The 20,728-nt window shown below is 66.5% G+C and carries 20 protein-coding genes and 1 tRNA gene; 13 read left to right on the top strand and 8 right to left on the bottom strand.

Annotated features, from left to right (window positions below):
* The first annotated feature begins 8 nt into the window (after positions 1-8).
* The 8 genes from GGC47_RS10400 to GGC47_RS10365 all read left to right on the top strand — a co-directional run bounded on the left by GGC47_RS10400 (position 9) and on the right by GGC47_RS10365 (position 6,634).
* Complete coding sequence (locus tag GGC47_RS10400) at positions 9-866, top strand: branched-chain amino acid ABC transporter permease (RefSeq protein ID WP_370954561.1); 858 nt, start codon at positions 9-11, stop codon at positions 864-866.
* The gene (locus GGC47_RS10395) at positions 863-1,870 is read left to right on the top strand and encodes a branched-chain amino acid ABC transporter permease (RefSeq protein WP_370954560.1); all 1,008 of its coding nucleotides are present in this window, start codon (positions 863-865) and stop codon (positions 1,868-1,870) included. The genes GGC47_RS10400 and GGC47_RS10395 overlap by 4 nt, the downstream gene beginning before the upstream one ends.
* Complete coding sequence (locus tag GGC47_RS10390; protein ID WP_191124923.1) at positions 1,867-2,619, top strand: ABC transporter ATP-binding protein; 753 nt, start codon at positions 1,867-1,869, stop codon at positions 2,617-2,619. Before GGC47_RS10395 ends, GGC47_RS10390 begins: the two co-directional genes overlap by 4 nt.
* 7 nt (positions 2,620-2,626) lie before the next feature.
* On the top strand, positions 2,627-3,337 hold the full coding sequence (locus GGC47_RS10385) for an ABC transporter ATP-binding protein (protein ID WP_370954659.1): 711 nt from the start codon (positions 2,627-2,629) through the stop codon (positions 3,335-3,337).
* Positions 3,338-3,361: 24 nt separating this feature from the next.
* Positions 3,362-4,471 (top strand): 5-methyltetrahydropteroyltriglutamate--homocysteine S-methyltransferase, encoded by a 1,110-nt coding sequence (locus GGC47_RS10380; protein ID WP_370954559.1) that lies wholly within the window; start codon positions 3,362-3,364, stop codon positions 4,469-4,471.
* Positions 4,472-4,634: 163 nt separating this feature from the next.
* Positions 4,635-5,588 (top strand): catechol 2,3-dioxygenase, encoded by a 954-nt coding sequence (locus tag GGC47_RS10375; protein ID WP_370954558.1) that lies wholly within the window; start codon positions 4,635-4,637, stop codon positions 5,586-5,588.
* 332 nt (positions 5,589-5,920) lie between these two features.
* Positions 5,921-6,229, top strand: coding sequence for a hypothetical protein (locus GGC47_RS10370; RefSeq protein ID WP_038363791.1), 309 nt, complete (start codon positions 5,921-5,923; stop codon positions 6,227-6,229).
* Between the two features lie 120 nt (positions 6,230-6,349).
* Complete coding sequence (locus GGC47_RS10365; RefSeq protein WP_038363793.1) at positions 6,350-6,634, top strand: hypothetical protein; 285 nt, start codon at positions 6,350-6,352, stop codon at positions 6,632-6,634.
* Between the two features lie 64 nt (positions 6,635-6,698).
* On the opposite strand, the gene GGC47_RS10360 is transcribed toward GGC47_RS10365, so the two are convergent.
* Positions 6,699-6,947: a DUF2934 domain-containing protein gene (locus GGC47_RS10360; protein ID WP_038363796.1), complete on the bottom strand. Its 249-nt coding sequence runs from the start codon at positions 6,945-6,947 to the stop codon at positions 6,699-6,701.
* Between the two features lie 304 nt (positions 6,948-7,251).
* Positions 7,252-8,274 (bottom strand): bile acid:sodium symporter family protein, encoded by a 1,023-nt coding sequence (locus GGC47_RS10355; protein WP_142022033.1) that lies wholly within the window; start codon positions 8,272-8,274, stop codon positions 7,252-7,254.
* A 129-nt stretch (positions 8,275-8,403) separates the two neighbouring features.
* Here GGC47_RS10355 and GGC47_RS10350 point away from each other — a divergent pair, with 129 nt between their 5' ends.
* The gene (locus GGC47_RS10350) at positions 8,404-9,321 is read left to right on the top strand and encodes a LysR family transcriptional regulator (protein WP_142022032.1); all 918 of its coding nucleotides are present in this window, start codon (positions 8,404-8,406) and stop codon (positions 9,319-9,321) included.
* A gap of 24 nt (positions 9,322-9,345) precedes the next feature.
* Here the strand turns inward: GGC47_RS10350 and bglX are convergent, their stop codons facing one another.
* The gene (gene bglX, locus GGC47_RS10345; protein ID WP_142022031.1) at positions 9,346-11,688 is read right to left on the bottom strand and encodes a beta-glucosidase BglX; all 2,343 of its coding nucleotides are present in this window, start codon (positions 11,686-11,688) and stop codon (positions 9,346-9,348) included.
* 352 nt (positions 11,689-12,040) lie between these two features.
* Here bglX and GGC47_RS10340 point away from each other — a divergent pair, with 352 nt between their 5' ends.
* On the top strand, positions 12,041-13,648 hold the full coding sequence (locus GGC47_RS10340) for a glucan biosynthesis protein G (RefSeq protein WP_282568287.1): 1,608 nt from the start codon (positions 12,041-12,043) through the stop codon (positions 13,646-13,648).
* A 93-nt stretch (positions 13,649-13,741) separates the two neighbouring features.
* Here the strand turns inward: GGC47_RS10340 and GGC47_RS10335 are convergent, their stop codons facing one another.
* From GGC47_RS10335 to cpdR, 4 genes are all read right to left on the bottom strand, one after another.
* Positions 13,742-14,950, bottom strand: a complete 1,209-nt coding sequence (locus GGC47_RS10335; protein ID WP_113254959.1) for an MFS transporter — start codon at positions 14,948-14,950, stop codon at positions 13,742-13,744.
* Between the two features lie 62 nt (positions 14,951-15,012).
* Entirely contained in the window at positions 15,013-15,459 is a 447-nt protein-coding gene (locus tag GGC47_RS10330; protein WP_112764863.1) for a VOC family protein, read from the bottom strand.
* A gap of 481 nt (positions 15,460-15,940) precedes the next feature.
* Positions 15,941-16,015, bottom strand: a tRNA-Val gene (locus GGC47_RS10325).
* 164 nt (positions 16,016-16,179) lie between these two features.
* Entirely contained in the window at positions 16,180-16,539 is a 360-nt protein-coding gene (cpdR, locus tag GGC47_RS10320; protein ID WP_038363805.1) for a cell cycle two-component system response regulator CpdR, read from the bottom strand.
* A gap of 255 nt (positions 16,540-16,794) precedes the next feature.
* Here cpdR and GGC47_RS10315 point away from each other — a divergent pair, with 255 nt between their 5' ends.
* A complete protein-coding gene (locus tag GGC47_RS10315; protein WP_370954555.1) occupies positions 16,795-17,715 on the top strand; it encodes an N-formylglutamate amidohydrolase in 921 nt (306 codons plus the stop codon).
* A 337-nt stretch (positions 17,716-18,052) separates the two neighbouring features.
* Positions 18,053-18,835, top strand: coding sequence for a histidinol-phosphatase (gene hisN / locus GGC47_RS10310; protein ID WP_370954554.1), 783 nt, complete (start codon positions 18,053-18,055; stop codon positions 18,833-18,835).
* On the opposite strand, the gene GGC47_RS10305 is transcribed toward hisN, so the two are convergent.
* Positions 18,740-19,795, bottom strand: coding sequence for an alpha/beta fold hydrolase (locus GGC47_RS10305; RefSeq protein WP_370954553.1), 1,056 nt, complete (start codon positions 19,793-19,795; stop codon positions 18,740-18,742). The genes hisN and GGC47_RS10305 overlap by 96 nt on opposite strands.
* A gap of 321 nt (positions 19,796-20,116) precedes the next feature.
* Here GGC47_RS10305 and GGC47_RS10300 point away from each other — a divergent pair, with 321 nt between their 5' ends.
* Positions 20,117-20,590 carry an Hsp20 family protein gene (locus GGC47_RS10300; protein WP_038363810.1) on the top strand — a complete coding sequence of 158 codons (474 nt, stop codon included), beginning with the start codon at positions 20,117-20,119 and terminating at the stop codon, positions 20,588-20,590.
* Positions 20,591-20,728 lie beyond the last annotated feature (138 nt).

Here is a 20,728-nt window from a genome sequence, read left to right as displayed (position 1 = left end):
CGACGCGCATGCTGACCATCCTGTTCGACGGCATCGCCTATGGGATGGTGCTGTTCGTTCTCGGCTGCGGGCTCTCCGTGACCATGGGGTTGATGAATTTCGTCAACCTCGCCCACGGCGCCTTCGCGATGCTCGGCGGCTATGTCGCCGTGCTGGCGATGCAGCGGCTCGGCCTGCCGTTCCTGGCGAGCCTGCCGCTCGCCTTCCTCGCGGCGGCGCTGGTCGGCGTCGTGCTGGAGCAGCTGATCTACCGGCCGATGTACACGAAAAGCCATCTCGACCAGGTGATGTTCTCGATCGGGCTGGTCTTCATGGCGGTGGCCGGCACGGACTGGCTGATGGGCTCGACCCAGCAATTCATCCGCCTGCCGGACTGGCTGCAGGGGCGCTTCGAGGTCGCTGGCATCGGCATCGGCCGCTACCGGCTCTTCGTCATTGTCGTCTGCGGCCTGCTCGCCGTCTCGCTGCAATGGGGCTTCACACGCACCCGCTTCGGCAGCCGGCTGCGCGCGGCGGTCGACGATGCGCGGGTGGCGCGTGGCCTCGGCATCCCCGTCAACCGCCTGTTCGCGCTGACCTTCGCGCTCGGATCGGGGCTGGCCGGATTGGGCGGCGCGCTCGGCATCGAGCTCATGGGCCTAGACCCGACCTTCCCGCTGAAATTCATGATCTACTTCCTGATCGTCGTCACGGTCGGCGGCACGTCCAGCATCACCGGGCCGTTCTTCGCCGCGATGCTGCTCGGCGTCGCCGATGTCGTCGGCAAGTATTTCGTGCCGCAGGTCGGCGCCTTCATCATCTACGCGCTGATGGTCGTGCTGCTGATCACCCGGCCGCATGGGCTGTTCGCGAGGGCGCGGGCATGACGATGCCCGTGTTCGAGACACGCGTCCGGCAGGCGCTGTTCGCCTCGCGGCGCTGGCATCCGGCCGAAATCGTTTTCTGGTGTCTCGCCTTCGCGGCCTTCCTGCTGTTCCCGCGCAACCTGCTGCTGCTCAACGAGATTGCGATCCTCGCCCTCTTCGCGCTCTCGCTCGACCTGATCCTCGGCTATGCCGGCATCGTCTCGCTGGGACACGCCGCCTTCCTCGGCATGGGCGCCTATGCGGCCGGGTTGCTCGCCAAACATGTCTCGGCCGATCCGTTCGCCGGGCTGTTGGCCGGCATGGGAGCGGCCGGGCTGCTCGGCCTCGTCACCAGCCCGCTCGTCTTGCGCGGCACCGATCTCACCCGGCTGATGATCACGCTCGGCGTGGCGCTGATCCTCTACGAGCTGGCGAATTCGTTCAGCACGCTGACCGGCGGCGCCGACGGTTTGCAGGGCATCATGATGGCGCCTGTGCTCGGCCTGTTCGATTTCGATATTTTCGGCCGCACCGCCTATTTCTATTCGCTCTCGGTCCTCTTCCTGCTGTTCCTGATCGCAAGGCGGGTCGTGCATTCGCCCTTCGGCCTGAGCCTGCGCGCGATCCGCGACAATCCGCTGCGGGCCGCGGCCTCGGGAGTTCCGAATGATCGGCGTCTTGCCGCCGTCTACACGCTCGCGGCGGCCTATGCCGGGGCGGCGGGCGCGCTGCTTGCCCAGACGACGCAATTCGTCTCGCTCGACGTGCTCGATTTCCACCGCTCGGCCGATCTGATGCTCGTGCTGATCATTGGCGGCGCCGGCTATCTCTATGGCGGGCTGATCGGGGCGATCGCTTTCAAGCTGCTGCAGGACCTGATCGCGAGCTTCACGCCGCAATACTGGATGTTCTGGATCGGGCTCTTCCTCGTGCTCTTCGTGCTCGGTGGACGCGAGATGATCCATGGCGCGGTCAAGGCCGTTGCGGCACGCTTCGCCCGGCTCGGCAAGGGAGCGGCCCGATGAGCGCGGTGCTGCAAACCTTCGACCTGTCCAAGAGCTTCGGCGGCATCACCGCGACCGATCATGTCGATTTCACGCTCGCGAAGGGCGCGCGCCATGCGCTGATCGGCCCGAACGGCGCCGGCAAGACCACCTTCGTCAATCAGCTCACCGGCGTGCTCCGGCCGAGCTCCGGCCGCATCGAACTGATGGGCGAGGACATTACCGCGTTGCCGCGCGAGGCGCGGGTGAAGCGCGGGCTCGCCCGCACCTTCCAGATCAACCAGCTTTTCGGGACGATGACGCCGCTCGAGATGATCGCGCTCGTCACCTCCGAGCGGCTCGGCCGGGGGAGCCATCCGTTTCGCGCGCTCGACCGCGATCTGGAGCTGGTGGGTCAGACTGCCGAGATTCTGACGCGCTTCCGGCTCGACGACATCATGGACCGGCGCATCGCGACGCTGCCCTATGGCAAGCAGCGCCAGATCGAGATCGCCGCCGCCTTCGCCGCAAGGCCGAGCGTGCTGCTGCTCGACGAGCCGGCGGCCGGCGTGCCGGAGGCCGAGCGGCGCGAATTGATGCAGACCGTTGCCGCACTCCCGGACGACGTCTCCGTGCTGCTGATCGAGCACGACATGGATCTCGTCTTCCGTTTCGCCACGCGCATCACGGTGCTGGTCAATGGCCGCGTGCTGGCGGAGGGGACGCCGGAGGAGATGGCGCGCGACAGCAGCGTGCGCGCGGCCTATCTCGGCGAGGGCGCCCATGCCTGACGCATCGCTGCCTGAGCTGCTCAAGATCGAGAAGCTGAGCGCCGGCTATGGCGAGGCGCAGGTGCTGTTCGACATCGACCTCACGCTTGCACAGGGGCAGTCGCTGGCGCTGCTCGGCCGTAACGGCGTCGGCAAGACGACTTTGGTCAACAGCATCATTGGCGTCACCCGGCGGCGCGGCGGGCGGATCGTGCTGGCCGGGCGTGATCTCACCGCCGCCTCGCCGGAGCAGAGGGCGCATGCCGGCATCGGCTGGGTTCCGCAGGAGCGCAACATCTTCAAGTCGCTGACCGTGCTGGAGAACCTGACGGCGGTGGCCCGGCCAGGGCCCTGGGATGCCGCCCGCGTCTTCGGCATGTTCCCGCGATTGGCGGAGCGGAAGACCAATCTCGGCAACCAGCTTTCCGGCGGCGAGCAGCAGATGCTGGCGATCGGCCGGGCCTTGATGCTCAACCCGAAGCTCTTGCTGCTCGACGAGCCGACCGAGGGGCTGGCGCCGATTATCGTCGAGGAACTGCTCAAGGCGCTGAAGGCCCTGTTCCGCGAGGAGGGGCTTTCCGCCATCGTGATCGAGCAGCATGCGCGCAAGATCCTCGAGCTGACGGACGAGACGATCGTGCTCGAACGCGGCCGCGTGGTCCTCGCCGAGCGCAGTGCTACGCTCATCGCCGAGCCCGAACGGCTCGAACACCATCTCGGCCTCGCCGCCGCAGCCTGACCGTCAAGAACCGGAGGAAACGCGATGACCCAGAGGAAGAAGCCACCGTTCCGGGGCGACATGGTGGGAAGCCTGCTGCGCAGCGCGCCCGTCAAGGAAGCCCGCGCCAAGGTCGCTGCGGGCGAGATGGCGCAGGCCGAGCTGACGAAGATCGAGGACGAGGAGATCAAAAAGCTCGTCCGCAAGCAGGAGGAGATCGGCTTGCAGGCGGTGACCGACGGCGAATACCGCCGCGCCTTCTGGCATTTCGACTTCCTCGACGGCTTGACCGGCGTCACGACCTACGAGACCGATGCCGGCATCCAGTTCAAGGGCGTCGCCACGAAGGGGCATGGCATCCGTGTCACCGGTAAGCTCGACTTCCCGGCCGACCACCCGCATCTGGCCCATTTCAAGTTCCTGGCCTCGGTGACCAGCCGTGTGCCGAAGATGACCATCCCGAGCCCGTCCATGCTGCATTACCGCGGCGGGCGGAAGGCGATCGATCCGAGCGCCTATCTCAAGATGGAGGATTACTACGACGATCTCGGCAAGGCTTACGCCAAGGCGATCAAGGCCTTCTACGATGCCGGCTGCCGCTATCTGCAGCTCGACGATACCAGCCTGTCCTATTTCTGTGATCCCGAGCAGCGCAAGATGCTGGCCGAGCGCGGCGACGATCCGGACAAGCTGATCTTCGTCTATCGCGACGTGCTCAACGCGGCGTTGAAGGCGAAGCCCGCCGACATGCAGATCACCACCCATACCTGCCGCGGCAACTTCAAATCGACCTTCATCGCGTCCGGCGGCTACGAGCCGGTGGCCGATCTCGTCTTCAACCAGATCGATGTCGACGGCTATTTCATGGAGTGGGACGACGACCGCTCGGGCGGCTTCGAGCCGCTGCGCTTCCTGCCCAAGGGCGACAAGCAGGTCGTGCTTGGCCTCGTCACCTCGAAGTTTGGCACGGTCGAGAGCAAGGACAATCTCAAGCGCCGGATCGAGGAGGCCGCGAAATTCGCGCCGCTCGAGCAGCTCTGCCTGTCGCCGCAATGCGGCTTCGCCTCGACGGAAGAAGGCAATGTGCTGGCCGAGGACGAGCAATGGGCCAAGCTCTCGCGCATTCTCGAAGTGGCGAAGGAAGTCTGGGGCTGAAAGCGCCTTTGGGGGAAATCTGGTCATCCCGGACGGAGCGAAGCGAAGATCCGGGATCCATGCCTGAACATTGATCGGAAACGCTCCGGCATGGATCCCGGGTCAAGCCCGGGATGACCGCGTGGCTCCGTGCAAAATCAGCTTGCTCCAGAGGACACCAGACATGAGCGCCGAGCCCTGCTTCGACATCGCCCATCTCGGCCATGTCGAGCTCTTCACCAACAAGCCGCAGGAGAGCCTCGACTTCTTCGTCAACATCTTCGGACTGACGGAGAGCGGGCGCGCGGGCGACTCCGTTTATCTGCGCGCCTGGGACGATTACGAGTTCCACACGCTGAAGCTGACGGCCTCGAATACGACCGGCGTCGGCCATATCGGCTATCGCGCTGCGAGCGAGGCGGCGCTCCTGCGCCGCGTCGCGGGAATCGAGGAGATGGGCGCGGGCATCGGTTGGGTCGAGGGCGACCTCGGCCATGGCCGCGCCTATCGCTTCCGCGACCCCGACAACCATGTCTTCGAGATCTATTTCGACACGAACAAATATGTGGCGCCCGAAGGCGAGCGGCCGGCGCTGAAGAACCAGGCGCAGCGCAACCATGGCCGGGGCTGCGCCGTGCGCCGGATCGATCACGTCAACCTGCTGGCGCAGGACGTCGCCGCGATCCGCGACTTCATGCCGAAGGCGCTGGGCAGCCGCGTCACCGAGCAGATCGTGCTGGATTCCGGCGAGGTCGGCGGCTGCTGGTTCACCGTCAACAACAAGAGCTACGACATCGCCTATACGCGCGACCACACGCCGGCGCAGGGGCGCTTCCACCATGTCACCTATGCAGTGGACCAGCGCGAGCACATCCTGGAGGCGGCCGATCTCTTCCTGGAGAACGGCGTCTTCATCGAGACCGGCCCGCACAAGCATGCGGTGCAGCAGACCTTCTTCCTCTATGTCTATGAGCCGGCCGGCAACCGCGTCGAGATCGCCAATGCCGGCGCGCGCCTGATCCTGGACCCGGACTGGCAGACCGTGACCTGGACCGAGACAGAGCGGAAGAAGGGCCAGGCCTGGGGGCTCAAGACGATCGAGAGCTTCCACACGCATGGTACGCCGCCGGCGGCGTAGCGCGCGCCACAGGCTCTGTCTCAGGGAGAGATGTCTGGGATGCCGTTATGGCGGCATCTGCATAGCTTCCGCCGGAAGTCCTGCTTCGACTTGGTCGGATCGTCGGCCAATGATCGGGCTGCGGCGACGACAAGAAAATGTCGATGGTCCAGATCGCTGTCGGGTTCCGTTCAGAATCGCGATTCTAAACTGCATCGTGTTCTCGAAAGCGGTGCCATCGATTTCGGTCGAGCGCCGTTAACGAAACATTCTTGCTCATCACCCGTTTTGGGCAATAGCCTTGTCTCGTTTGATTCGACTGGGCTTTGTTCATGCGATTTGGAGAAACGCTTATGGAACGACGTTCTTTCCTGCTCGGGCTGTTTGCCCTTTCCGCTGGCGCCGCCACCGTCGCTGTCGCTGGCAAGGCTGATGCGGCTGGGCTCGGCGCTGCCGGCCAGGCGCTCGGCGCCATGCCCTCCGAGAAGGCCGCGACGCTGCCTGACGGCACCCCGATCGAGCAGGTGCAGTATTCTCACCGTCCTCACCCCGGCCACCGCCCGCGTCCTCCCTACCATCGCCCGCGTCCGCGGCGTCAGGTCTGCACGGTGCACCGCAACCGCTTCGGCCGTCCGGTCCGCGTTTGCCGCTGGGTCTACTGAGCGTTTTGACCGTTTCGGCGGAAATGGCTTTCGAGCTATCTTTCGCCGCGTGAGTATCGGGCGATGGCGGAGGCGCCATCGCCCTTTCGGTTTCCTCGTCGACGCGGCACAGGTGAGGTCATGATCAGGACATCGGTAACCCTTGGAGCTCTGGCGGTCCTCGTTGCGGGCTGCGTTTCAAATCGCCCGGAACCTGCACCTGTCCCGCAGGGCGGCACGGCGAAGCAGATCCTTCGCGATGGCGGCCAGCTCGTCCTTCCCGACGGGACGCGGGTCACGCCCGATCCCACCGGAGGCTTTCAGCTGCCGAACGGCGACTATGTCCGGCGCGATCGCGGCGGCGCGCTCATCCTGCCGACCGGCGCACGCTGCGCGGCGACGCCCAGCGGCTATATCTGCCCCTGACAACAGGCTTTTGCTGGCCTGAACCCTTGCCGGTGCATCCCCACCGGCCTGCGGGCGCGCAGCCTTACATCGCACGGCCGCGCGGCGGGCGGCGGCGTTCGTGCCGGTCGGTCAGATCGGGCGGCATCGGCCGGGCTGCGCCGAACGAGTCCTCGTTCTCGTCGGTGAGGACATGGTTGTGGCTGCGGAAGGCCCAGATTTCCTTGGCGGCCTCCCAATGCTCGCGGTCACGGCCTTCCGGCTGGCCTTCCTGCATCCAGATGCCGTAGGCGATCTTCCTGATCTCGCGCTGTGCCTTCTCGTCCTTGCTCATGCAATCCTCCATCGTGAGCGACGGCCGGGCTTCACCCTATGGCGACCAGCCGCCATGATGCCGCTTCAAGGCGGGCCGCAGCAGCGGCCGTTGCGGCTTTTCAGCGGTGACATCCGGCGAGGCCAGCCCGGATCGCGTTGGGCCTCGCCCTGTCTCCACGGCGCCCTTCCATGAAGGCGCTCGCTTCCGGGAGAGCGACGTCCTTTCATGTGGGGGCAGGCAGGGGATCAACAAGGCTGAAGCCCGGCTTGTTCCGGTGGAGCGAGGTGAGACGTAAGCGCGCAGATCGCGCGCCCGGCTTCGTTCAGGCCTTTGCCGGGCCGAGCATGGGCTGGGATTCCGGCTCGGGATGGGTCTCGACGGGACGCTTGGCGTAACGCTGCGCCAATGTGGCGCAGGCGAAGAGCTGGATCTGGTGGAACAGCATCAGCGGCAGGACGATGAGGCCGAGCGCCTGGCCGGGGAAGAGGATGTTGGCCATCGGAATGCCGCTCGCCAGGCTTTTCTTCGAGCCGCAGAAGACGATGGCGATCTCGTCCTCCTTGGAGAAGCCGAAGCGGCGGCTGACGACCGTCGTGATCACCAGAACGGCCGCGAGCAGGACCATGTCGAGCAGCACGACGGCGACGAGGTCGCCCGCCGTGACCTGCGACCAGATGCCGGCCGCCATGCCTTCGCTGAAGGCAGCGTAGACGACGAGCAGGATCGAGCCGCGATCGACCAGCGAGATCACCGCCTTGTGCCGCTGCAGGAATGTGCCGATCCAGGGGCGCAGGATCTGGCCGACCGCGAAGGGCGCCAGGAGCTGGAGCGCGATGCTCTCCACCGCCGCGGTGCTGAAGCCCCCGCCGTTCGCGTTGAGCAGCAGCATGACGAGCAGCGGCGTCACCACCATGCCGAACAGGTTCGAGACCGAGGCGCTGCACAGAGCGGCGGCGACATTGCCGCGCGCGATCGAGGTGAAGGCGATGGAGGATTGCACCGTCGAGGGCAGCACGCAGACGAACATCAGCCCGAGAATCAGAGTGGGGGAGAGAAAGTTTCCGAACGCCTTGGTCAGGCCGAGCCCGAGCAGCGGGAACAGCACATAGGTGCTGGCGAAGACGAGGGATTGCAGCCGCCAGTGCAGCAGACCGTCCCAGACCGCCTTCGGCGAGAGCCGTGCGCCATAGAGGAAGAACAGCAGCGCGACCGCCACGGAGACCGCGTCATTGGCGACCACGGCGCCCCGGCCGGTGGCCGGCAGGATGATCGCGATCGCGACGGTGGCGAGGAGCGCAAGCAGATAGGGGTCGATGCCGAAACGGGCGAGGGTGCGGCGGAGCATCTGATGCCCTCCTGAATGAGCGGCTTCTGCGGCATCGGCCTGTTCCGAAAATCGCCTGCCACTTTCGGGCCGATGCTGTAACAGATCGCCGGCTCATTTTGATCCGGACTGGACATGATATTGCTCATCATGAATCATGATGAGGTGACATCCGATCCGAAACCGCTCGATCCCGTGCTGCTGCGCAGCTTCCTCAAGGTCTGCGAGACGCTGAGCTTCACCGAAGCGGCGCGGCAGCTCGGCTTACGGCAATCCTCGGTCAGCCAGCATGTGGCGCGGCTGGAGAAGCGGGTGGGGCGCAAGCTGCTAGCGCGGGATACGCATGAGGTCCGCCCGACGCCGGATGGCGATGCGATCCAGCCCTTCGCCCGGCAGGTGCTCGAGGCCGGCAGCCGCATCGAGCACTATCTCAAGGGCTCGACGCTACGGGGGCGCCTGCGGCTCGGCGTCTCCGAGGATTTCGCCTTCACGGCGCTGCCGGACATCCTCGCGGAATTCGCGATGCAGCATCACGCCGTCGATCTGGAGCTGACGGTGGGCTTAAGCGGCCGGCTCTACGAGCAATACGATGCGGGCGATCTCGACCTCATCTTCGTCAAGCGCCGCAATGGCGACGCGCGCGGCGTCGTCGCCTGGGAGGAGCGGCTGGTCTGGGTCGGGCGGCCGGGCTCGCGGCTGGCCGAGCAACCGGTGGTGCCGCTGGTGCTCTATCCGCCGCCGAGCATCACGCGCATCCATGCGATCGAGACGCTGGAACAGGCCGGCCGGGCCTGGCGCGTCGCCTGCACCAGCGGAAGCCTTGCGGGCCTGCGTGCCGCCACAGTGGCGGGGCTCGGCGTCACCGCGCATTCGGCGCGCTTGATCCCGCCCGGGCTGGCCGAGGCCGAGCCGCGCGAGGCATTGCCGCGGCTGGGCTCGATCGAGTTCGTCGTGGTCGGCGGGCAGTCGCATGAGGAAGCGGCGCGGGCGCTCGCCGCCAGCATCCTCTCCGGCGCCGGCCGGCTGCTACCGGCCGAGAGTTCCACGGGGCGGCGGGGCAGGGCATAGAGCCTGCCGAGCTTCGGGAACGCGTCAGACGAGCTCGAAGCTCTGCACCAGGACGTCGTGCGAATCGAGGCCGAGCTGCACGTCGAAGCGCCCGTTCTCGACCACTTCCTTGAGCTCGCCATTGATGAATTTGAGCTCATCCTCGCCGATCTCGAAACGCACGACGCGGCTCTCCCCCGGCTTGAGCGTGACCTTCTGGAAGCCCTTCAGCTCCTTCACCGGCCGCGCGATCGAGGCGTAGGGGTCGGCGATGTAGAGCTGCACGACATTAGCGCCCTCATAGCTGCCCTCATTGGTCAGCGTCGCCTCGGCGCTCAGCTTCTCGCCGCGCTTGAGGCGCGTGGCCGAGAGCTTCAGATCCTTCAGCGTGAAGCGGCTGTAGCTCAGGCCGAAGCCGAAGGGATAGAGCGGGCCTTGCGCCTCCTCGAAATATTGCGAGGTGTAGTTGCCCGGCTTGCCCTCGGTATAGGGCCGGCCGATGCGCAGGGCGTTGTAATAGGTCGGGATCTGACCGACCGAGCGCGGGAAGCTGATCGGCAGCTTGGCGGAGGGGTTGTGATCGCCGAACAGCACGTCGGCGATGGCGTTGCCGCCTTCGGTGCCGGTGTACCAGGTCTCCAGCAGCGCGTCGGCATTGTCCTTCTCCCAGCCGATCGCGAGCGGCCGGCCGTTCATCAGCACGACGACGAGCGGCTTGCCGGTCGCCTTGAGCGCCTGCAGCAGCCGGCGCTGCGAGCCGGGCATGTCGATGCTGACGCGGCTTGAGGATTCATGCGACATCCCGCGCAACTCGCCGACGGCGGCGATCACCACATCGGCCTGGCTGGCGACCGAGACGGCTTCCTCTATCATCGCCTCGATGCTGCGCGGGTCCTGGACGACCTCGGGTTTGTCCCAGTTCAGGAAGTTGAGGTACTCGACGACCTTCTGGTCGTCGATGACGTTGGAGCCGCGGGCGGTGACGAGGCGCGCCTTGCCCTCGATCGCCGCCTCGAGGCCGGCGCGCAGCGTCACCGCCTGCTCGGGCACACCCTGGGCCGACCAGCTTCCGAGGATGTCGAGCCCGGAATCGGCCAGCGGGCCGATCAGCGCGATGGTGCCTTGCTTCTTCAGCGGCAGGGTCTGGTTGCGGTTCTCCAGCAGCACGATGGTCTCGCGGGCGATCTCGCGGGCCGGCTGGCGGTTGAGGCGGCTGTCGGCCTTGACGTCGACGGGATCGTCCTCGGGCTTGCCCATGCGCAGGAACGGGTCGGCGAACAGGCCCATATCGTATTTCGCGCCCAGCACCTCGCGGACGCAGGCGTCGATCTCGGCCATCTTGATCTCGCCCGAGGCGATCAGCCCCGGCAATTCGGCGAGATAGACCTGATCGGCCATGCTGAGGTCGATGCCGGCCTTGACGGAGAGCTTGGCCGCCTCGCGATTGTCGCGCGCGACGCCGTGCCGCGTCAGCTCGGTGATCGCGCCGTGATCGCTGACGGTGACGCCCTTGAAGCCCCATTCCTTGCGCAGGAGATCCTGCAGCAGCCAGGTATTCGAGGTCGCGGGCACGCCGTTGATGGAGTTGAGCGCGACCATGACGCCGCCGGCGCCGGCATCGATCGCGGCCTTGTAAGGCGGCAGATAGGTCTGGCGCATCCGCAGCGGGCTCATATCGACCGTGTTGTAGTCGCGCCCGCCCTCGACCGCGCCGTAAAGCGCGAAATGCTTGACCGCCGCCATGATGGTGTCGGGCTTGTCGGGCGAGGTGCCCTGGAAGCCGCGCACGCTGGCGCGGGCGCATTCGGAGACGAGATAGGGGTCCTCGCCGAAGCCTTCGGAGGTGCGGCCCCAGCGCGGGTCGTGGCTGATATCGACCATCGGCGCGAAGGTCATGTCGACGCCGTCATTGCAGGCCTCGACGGCCGAGACGCGGGCCATCCGCTCGATCACGGCCATGTCGAAGCTCGACGCCAGCCCGAGCGGGATGGGGAAGGTGGTGCGGTGGCCGTGGACCACGTCATAGGCGAAGAATAGCGGAATCTTGAGGCGGCTGCGCTTGACGGCGGCCTCCTGCAGCGGCCGATTGTCGCGCCGGATGACGGTGTTGAAGGAGCCTGCGATGCGCCCGGCCGCGACCTCGTCCATCAGCTTGGCATGCGGCATTTCGGGGCCGATGCTGATCAGGCGGAGCTGGCCGATCTTCTCGTCGACGGTCATGCGTTTGATGAGGTCGTCGACGAACGCCTTCTTGGCGGCGTCAGAGGGCTTTCCGGCCCGTTTCGGCGTTGCCAGTGCGGGATTCGCGGTCATTCCCACCGCCAGCGCGGCCCATGAGATGGCCCCGAGCGCCTGCCGCCGGGACAGGCCGTTCCTGCTCTCCTCCATGCGGGAACCATCCCCTCGCCGGTCGGCGACTGGCACGCTGTTCTGATTGTCCATGCTGTGTTCGTTCACTTCGATCGAGGTTGGCGGGGGAGGCGCGGGCGCGGGTCGAATTGGTCGGCGCTCATTCCTTGACCCTTGTCCCCACGATGGGCATGTGTGCTCGGACGCGCCTCTGCCAGTGCAGGACCGGCGCATATCCTGCCATTCGTTATGTAAGGGAGCTTCTGTGAACTTGTCGACCCGTCCCGCGGCCGCACCCTGCGATCCGACCCGACGTTTCTCGATCCGGTCCACCCAGGCTTCGTTCGGATTCAAGCCTTCCCGGCGGAGGCCCGGCCTTGCAAGGCTGCAGGTGGCTCTGGGCTGGCTGGTGGCCGGCACGCTCGCCTTCTGCGCCTCGGCGATGGCGCAGGAACGCCCGGCCTTCGGGCTGGGCGAGGTGGTGGCGCGGGCGAAGGCGCTGGCGGCGGCCCCCTATGCCGCGCCGGTCAGCAACCTGCCCGACGTCTTCAGCAAGATGCAGTTCTTCGACTACCAGAAGATGCAGCCCCGGCGCGATCGCTTCGCCTGGTCCGAGCTGGACACGCCGTTCAAGCTGTCCTTCTACCACCAGGGCATGCAGTTCAACACGCCGGTCAGGATCAACGAGATCGTCGACGGCGCTGTGAAGGAGATCCCCTACGATCCCGGCCGCTTCGATTTCGGCGACCTGCATTTCGACCGCGAGCAGACCAGCAAGCTCGGCTGGGCCGGGTTCCGGGTGTTGTTTCCGGTCAACGAGCCCGGCAAGAACGACGAGATCATGAGCGTGCTGGGCGCGAGCTATTTCCGCGTCATCGGCAAGGGCCAGATCTATGGGCTGTCCGGGCGCGGGCTCGGCATCGACACCGGCCTGTCGATTCCGGAGGAGTTCCCTGCCTTCCGCGAATTCTGGATCCGCCGCCCGGCGGCGCTGGACACGTCGCTGACCTTCTATGCCCTGCTCGATTCCCCGCGTGCGACCGGCGCCTATGAATTCACCCTGACGCCCGGTTCCGACGCGGTGCTCGCCGTCAAGGCGCGCGTCTTCCAGCGCCCGGGCGGGAAGCCGGCCCTGTTCGGCGTCGCACCGCTCACCAGCATGTTCCTGTACGGCCCCAACCAGCCGTCGCCGGTCTATAATTTCCGCCCCGCGATCCATGATTCCAACGGGCTCGCGATTCATGCCGGCAATGGCGAATGGATCTGGCGCCCGCTCAACAACCCGCCGATGGTCGCGCTCAGCAGCTTCGCGGCCGAGAATCCGAAAGGTTTCGGCCTGCTCCAGCGCGGCCGCTCGTTCTCGCGCTACGAAGATCTGAAGGACCGTTACGATTTGCGCCCGAGCGCCTGGATCGAGCCGATGAACGACTGGGGCAAGGGCTCGGTCCGCCTCGTCGAGATTCCGACCGCGGACGAGACCAACGACAACATCGTCGCCTTCTGGGCGCCGGACACGCTTCCGCCCCCCGGCCAGCCGATGCAGTTCGACTACCGCATGCACTGGACCATGGATGAGCCGGCCATCATGAAGGACGGCCCGGCCCATGTGCTGCAGACGCTGCGTGCCACGGGCGAAATCTATCAGTCCAACCTGATCCGCGCCGGCGACGGCACGCTCGCCTTCCTCGTCGATTTCAAGGGGGAGCGGCTGCGCGACCTGCCTCAGGGTGCGCCGGTCACGGCGCTCGTCAGCGCCAACGACAATGTCGAGGTCGTGGGCACGCTGCTCCAGCCCAACCCGGCCATCCAGGGCTGGCGCCTGACCTACCGGATCAAGGTCAAGGACTCCACCAAGGTGTCCGAGCTGCGGGCCGCGCTGGAGGCGGATGGGCGCACGCTTACCGAGACCTGGAGCTTCCAGCTTCCGCCGCTGCCGGCCAGCATGTCGCCCGGCGACAGGGAGCGTTATCTCAATCTCCTGCGGATTGGGCAGCAGTAGTGCTGCGAGCCGGGGGCATCCGCCCTCGAAGCGATGATCCCGCGCCGGGCACCGACCCCGCGCGGGGAGGCGCCGGATCGGCTGGGCGCGCTGTCATGCCGGTGCCATGTCCCGCTGCCTGCCGGCGAACGGCCGGAAGGTCATCAGGACCAGCATCGCCGCCAGCCCCAGGGCCCAGGAGGCGGCATACATCGGCACATAGCTGGCGAAATGGTCATAGATCATGCCGCCGAAGAGGGGGCCGATGGACATGCCAAGGCTGCCGGCCATCGCCGTGCCGCCGATGATCGTGCCCATCATCCTGAGCGGGAAGTTCTCGCGGATGATCACGGCGTAGAGCGGCATCGTGCCGGCATAGATGAAGCCGACCACCACCGCGACGGCATAGAAGCCGGCGAGCTCCCCGACGAAGGCATAGGCGAGCACGCCGAAGGCCTGCGCCAGCAATCCGATGACGAGAACGCGCTGGGCGCCGAAGCGGTCGCCCGCGACACCAAAGCCGATGCGGCCGAACATGCCGGCCAGCCCCTCGACGCTGTAGATCGAGACCGCCGCGATCATCGGGATGCCGCAGGTCACGGCGTAGCTCACCGTGTGGAAGATCGGGCCGGAATGGGTGGCGCAGCAGAAGAAATTCGCCAGCATCAGCGTGATGAACTGCGGCGAGCGCACGGCCTGCCTGACCGTCATCCCTTCTTGCGGGCCCTCCGTCATCGCCCCGGCCTCGGCGTGATCGAGCGCGGGCGGCCGGCGCACGAGGAGCGCGGCCGGGATCATCAGCGCCGCCGCAATGCCGGCGATGATCAGCATGGCGCCGCGCCAGTCATGAATGGTCACCAGCCAGGCCGCGAGCGGCGCCATGGTCATCGGCGCCATGCCCATGCCGGCGGAGACGAGCGAGACGGCAAGCGCGCGCTGCGTCTCGAACCAGCCGGTGACGCAGGCCATCATCGGCGCGAAGACAGCGGCCGTCGCGCCGCCGACCAGGAGACCGAACAGGAGCTGGAACTCGACCAGCGACTGTGCCCGGCTGGCGAGCGCGAGGCTCGATGTCAGCACGATCGATCCCGTCAGCACCACCGGGCGCGGCCCGAACCGGTCGGAGAGGTTGCCCCAGACCATGCTGGCGCCCGCCATGGCGAGGAAGCCGATCGTCATCGCCGTGGAGATGCCGGTCACCGACCAGCCGGTGTCCTGCGACATCGGCCTCAGGAAGACGGGCAGCGAGAACATGGCGCCGACCGCGGCGCAGCCCAGCAGGGCACCCGCAGCGACGATCACCCAGCGATAGGGATGGTTCATGACATTCTCCGGGATGCGCCGGCGCCGGCATCCATATCCTTCAACCGGTGTTTCGGGGCGGATCAGCTCTGCGGCGGCCGCCAATCGGCCGAGGGCAGGGTGTTGACCATCCAGGGGATGCCGAACTTGTCGACGAGCGAGCCGAAGCCGGGCGACCAGAAGGTCTCGGCGAACGGCATGCCCACCTTGCCGCCTTCCGAGAGCTGCTCGAACCAGCGCTGGCTCTGCGCCTTGTCGGTGCCGTGCAAGGTGACGTCGAAGCCGTTCTTGGGCTTGTCGATGTTGGAGGCCCAGCCGACATCCATGTCGGCGCCCATCAGGGCCTGGTCGCCGACCTCCAGCCAGCAATGCATCAGCCAGCTCTTGTACTTCTCGTCGGTGATCGGCATGCCGGGAGGCGCGTCGGCATAGGGGATGGCGGCGGTGATCTTGCCGCCCAAGACCTTGGCGTAGAATTCGAACGCCTCGCGGCACTGACCGCGGAAGCTCAGGCTGGTCACGATCTTCATGGTCGTCTCCTTTGTGATCGGGCTTCGGCGCGCGTCAGGCGAGATCGATGGGGCCTTCCGCACCGGGCTCGCCTGTCGGCCGGCGCGTCACCTCGACGATCCGCACCGTCGTCGAAGAGCGAGGCGCAAAGGGGCGTCGCGTCTTGGGCGTGGCCGCCCCGGAACATCAGGACGTGCAGCATCGTGGACACGGTCCGATTCCTTCCAGGCGGGCGCGGAGAACGGTTGCCCTAGCCGGTCGGCGGTTTCTTCTTCGTTGATATCAACGTAATGATCGCGCCGATGTCAACCTTGCGGCCGCGCGTTCCTGCCAGCTCCTGTCAGTGGGGAGACGGTGCCCAGGCTGGCCGCGTTTCCGGGGCGGCGGGGCAGTCCCCATGGTGTTCGCAGATGAGGTCGAGTCCTCGTCCGGCGGTGCGATCGCCATCGCGTCGAGGCAAGAAAAAACCCTGCAAGACCAGGGTCTTGCAGGGTTCGAAAATGGTGGGCGCGACAGGGATCGAACCTGTGACCCCTACGATGTCAACGTAGTGCTCTCCCGCTGAGCTACGCGCCCGTCAGCCGCCCTTGGCGACTTTCGGAAGCGTGTCCGGGCCTTGCGGCCGCAGTCACGCTGCGAGGTGAGGGGGCTATAGCGGCTCGCCTCGCGGCTTGCAAGGCGTTTGCCGCATAAATTCTCACAGGCCATCCGACACCCCGTTGCAGGGTGCCGAACAGGCTTCAGGCGGCCAGCAATTTCTCGACTTCGTTGACGAGCTCGCGCAGGTGGAAGGGCTTGGAGAGCACCTTCGCATCCTTCGGTGTCTGCGAATCGGGGTTGAGCGCCACGGCGGCGAAGCCGGTGATGAACATCACCTTGATGTCGGGATCGAGCTCGGTGGCGCGGCGCGCCAGCTCGATGCCGTCCATCTCCGGCATGACGATGTCCGTCAGCAGGAGCTCGAAGGGTTCCTCGCGCAGACGATTATAGGCCGACAGGCCGTTATCGAAGGAGGCGACGTCATAGCCTGCATTCTGCAGGGCCTTGACCAGGAAGCGACGCATATCGTTGTCGTCTTCCGCGAGCAAAATCTTCGTCATGGGCCTGTTCTGTCCGTCCCCGAGGCCGGTCTCTCCCGGCGCTGCCCGGGCGATGCCGCGTCCGTTTCAATGCGTCTGGCGCCCGCGCCGCCGTCGGGGCCGATGCGGCTGGGTAGCGACCCCGCCGCTTCGTTGGAACCATGCCCTCTTATAAGGCCAGATCGTGGTAAACAACGCGTGAATCCACTGTTGCACGACAGCCACTCTTTCGGCGCCGCTTCAACCCGTTCGGTTTGTGTGCTTCAGTCAGGTGAAATGAGCTTTTCCTCTGCCCCGTTTCCGCCCGCGCCCGACGATGTCGTCGGCGAGATCGACCGTCCCTACAGCCTGTACCAGCCGGCGCTGCAGGTGGTGCCGGTGGTCGTCGATGTGCCCCATGCCGGGAGGCGTTATCCGCCGGGCTTCGTCGAGCAGGCGCGCTTGCCGCTCAAGGGGCTCAGGCGCTCCGAGGACGCTTTCGTCGACCGGCTGTTCGCGCAGAGCGTCGCGCTGGGCGCTCCGCTGCTCGTCGCGGAATTTCCCCGCGCCTATCTCGACGTGAACCGCGAGCCCTACGAGCTCGATCCGCGGATGTTCGACGGGCGGGTGCCACCCTTCGCCAATACGCGCTCGATGCGGGTCGCCGGCGGGCTCGGCACGATTCCGCGAATCGTCGGCGATGCGCAGGAGATCTATTTCGGGCGCATCCCGATCGCGGAGGGCCTTGGCCGGATCGACGCGCTCTATCGCCCCTATCACGCCGGGCTGCGCGGGCTCGTGCAGCGGACGCAAGGGGCGTTCGGCACCTGCATCCTGGTCGATGCCCATTCGATGCCTTCGGCCGGGCTCGATCGCGAGGGATCCGCGAAATCGGACATCATCCTGGGCGACCGATTCGGCACCAGCGCGGCCGGCTACATCATCGACATCGCCGAGGAGGCTTTCGCCCGGCTGGGCCTGAGCGTCACGCGCAACCGGCCCTATGCTGGCGGCTTCATCACGGAGCATTACGGCGCCCCCGCTGCCGGCGTGCATGCGCTGCAGATCGAGGTCAACCGTGCGCTCTACATGAACGAGGCGACGCTCGAGCCGCATGACGGCTTCGAGACCTTGCGCGACGCCATATCCCGCGCGCTTGCCGATTGCTTCGCCCGCTGGAGCGGCTGGCTCGACGAATGGCGCGAGGCGGCCGAGTAGCCGCGCCCCGTGGCCGCGACGCGGCATCGGCCAGCCAAGAAAAAAGGGCCGCACACTTGCGTGGCGGCCCAAGTCTAGGGAGGAAACGCCCAAGGAGGGCAAGCGAAGGTTTGAAGCGATCTCCCCTTCGCAGATGCACAATAAGACTGTGCGGCGCAAAAACGCAAGCGGATTTGTCGGATATCAAAGCAGCCATGCGTTGGTTGCATGGTTGACCCCGAAAATCGTTGCAAACAAAACGATCTATGACATTTGGCAGAGGGCTGCGATCTCGCCGGGATCGGACTATGGGCAAGGTTATGTTGCAGAGCACAATAATCCAGCAAGGGACGTCCCGATGAGTGCGGTCGATTTCGGTGCCTTCGTGGCGGATCTGGCGACGCAGTCAGGCCAGGCGATCCTGCCGTTCTTCCGGGCGCATCATACGGCCGAGGACAAGTCGGGCGGGGGCGTGTTCGACCCGGTCACCGAGGCCGACCGCGCCGGCGAGACGGTCATGCGCCGCCTCATCGGCCAGCATTTCCCGGAGCATGGCCTGCTCGGCGAGGAGTTCGGCAGCGAGAACACCGATGCGGACTATGTCTGGGTGCTCGACCCGATCGACGGCACGCGGGCCTTCATCTCAGGCATTCCGGTTTGGGGCACGCTGATCGGGCTGACGCGCAAGGGCGTGCCGGTCTATGGCATGATGCACCAGCCCTTCACGGGCGAGCGCTACTCCGGCGACGGGCGCGAGGCACGCTATGAGGGTCCCGGCGGGCCGCGGCGGCTCAGGACGCGGCAGGTGCCGGACCTTGCGGCGGCGACGCTGATGACGACCTCGCCCGCGCTGTTCCAGGGTGAGGAGGCGCAAGCCTTCCAGCGCGTCGAGCGCGCGGTGCGGCTCTCGCGCTATGGCTGCGACTGCTACGCCTATTGCATGCTCGCCGCCGGCCATGTCGATCTGGTGATCGAGAGCGGCCTGAAGCCCTATGACATCGTCGCGCTGATCCCGGTCATCGAGGGCGCCGGCGGCGTCGTCACCTCATGGGATGGCGGGAGCGCTGCCGGGGGAGGCCGCATCGTCGCCGCCGCCAGCGAGGCGCTGCATGAGGCCGCGCTCGATCTTCTCGCCGGCTGAGGCGGCCTCTGCCTGGTCCTCGCCGGGGATGAAGGCGTCGAAGGCGGCCCAGAACCGGGCGCGGATCGCATCGCTCTCCATCAGGATCTCGTGGCGCGCCTCGGGGAAGACCAGCGCCGAACCGGTCTTGAGGCGGGCCGCGAAGCGTTCGATCGCCGGTGTCGAGACGACGGGGTCCTGTCCGGCGGCGATGATCAGGGTCGGCACCTTGACGTCGAGCGCAGCGGAGGGGGCGTTGAGCCGGGCCATCAGCCGGAAGGCGTTGCGGACCCAGGCGATGGTCGGGTCGCCGATGCTGAGATGGCGCGCCTGCGCCGACAGCTTGCTGTTGCGCGCATAGCGAACCGGATCGCTGGTCAACCGGTTGCCCGCGAAGGGTTTCGTCGCGATGGCGGTGTCGCCGCCGCCGGGGACGAAGGCGCGGCCGAAGCCGAGCCAGTACAGGATGCTGGCGAGCCGGCTCGCCCCTGCAGGGTTCTTCACCATGGTGAGGCCGAGCATGGGGGCGAGCGCGACCATGCGCGAGACCGGCAGGGCGCCGTGACGCGCGGCATCGAGACAGAGCGCGGCGCCCATCGAATGGGCCAGAACGAAATAGGGCGGCGGGAACTTCGCCTGCATCTCCGCCATCGCCAGGGCGAGATCGGCCTCGTAATGCTTCAGCCGGCCGACATGGCCCTTGCGCTCGCGGCGGACGAAGCGCTGCGAGCCGCCCTGGCCGCGCCAGTCGAAGGCGAGGACATGGAAGCCGCGCCGGCGCAATTCGGCGATCGTCTCGCTGTAGCGCTCGATGAATTCGGCCCGGCCCTGGACGAGGACGATCGTGCCGCGCACCGGTTTCACGGTCGGGTGCCAGCTCGCGAGGCGCAAGGCGGCGCCGTCGCGCGTCGTCGCCAGCCAGACCTTGCCATGGCCCGGGACGGGATAGTCGGGATCGGCGAAAAAGGCGGCCTCGGCCATTGCTGCTCCGGGCAATGACGCCGGACCGAAAAGTGGACATCACCCTTCGAAAAAATCCGATGCCATCGCGATTAGATCGATCGCCGTCATCACGTCCGGTGGGGCGCAAGGCAACCTGAGCTCACGCCGCCTGCCGGCCACGCGAACTCGTATCGGGCTTTGTCAGGCCCCGTTTATGCCCTTGGCGCGAGGCTCTTGAAAAGCCGAAAACGCTTCCCCAGATCACTTCTGCGCAGGCCGGAACCGGCTGCGTGAAACCCAACAGGGCCCGCGCTCAGGCGAGGCGGGCCGCAATGCATGTCGCTTTCCGGAGGACACATCATGCGTCATTTCGATCTCTCCCCCCTCTACCGCTCGACCGTCGGCTTCGACCGCCTGTTCTCGATTCTCGACCAGGCGACCAGCAATGATTCGGCCCCGAGCTATCCGCCCTACAATATCGAGCGTACCGCCGAGAACGCCTACCGCATCACCATCGCGGTCGCGGGCTTCGGCGAGGCCGACCTCTCGATCGAGAGCAAGGAAAACGCGCTGACCGTCAAGGGCGAGAAGCAGGCCTCCGACACGGCCGAGAAGCGCGAAGTCCTGCATCAGGGCATCGCCGCACGCGCCTTCGAGCGTCGCTTCCAGCTTGCCGATTATGTGCAGGTGACGGGCGCCAGCCTCGAGAACGGCCTGCTCCATATCGACCTCGTGCGCGAAATCCCCGAGGCCAAGAAGCCGCGTCAGATTCCGATCGGCGCCGGTTCGGCCAAGGTCATCGAGGCCAGGGTCGGGACCGCCAAGGCGGCGTAGTTCCTCACGCCCCGACGGTTTGAAGAGCGAGGGCTCCCGGTGACGGGGGCCCTTTTCGTTTGGCTGCGGAAACACAGCCGTCATGGTCGGCCTTGTGCCGGCCATCCCCGTCTTCCCTGATCGAGGGCGGTGTCCAAG

It is taken from the genome of Allobosea sp. OAE752 (assembly GCF_050433265.1).
Taxonomy (GTDB): domain Bacteria; phylum Pseudomonadota; class Alphaproteobacteria; order Rhizobiales; family Beijerinckiaceae; genus Allobosea; species Allobosea spartocytisi.
Note: the sequence above shows the minus strand (reverse complement) of the source record. Positions and strands in the feature narration are given on the sequence as shown.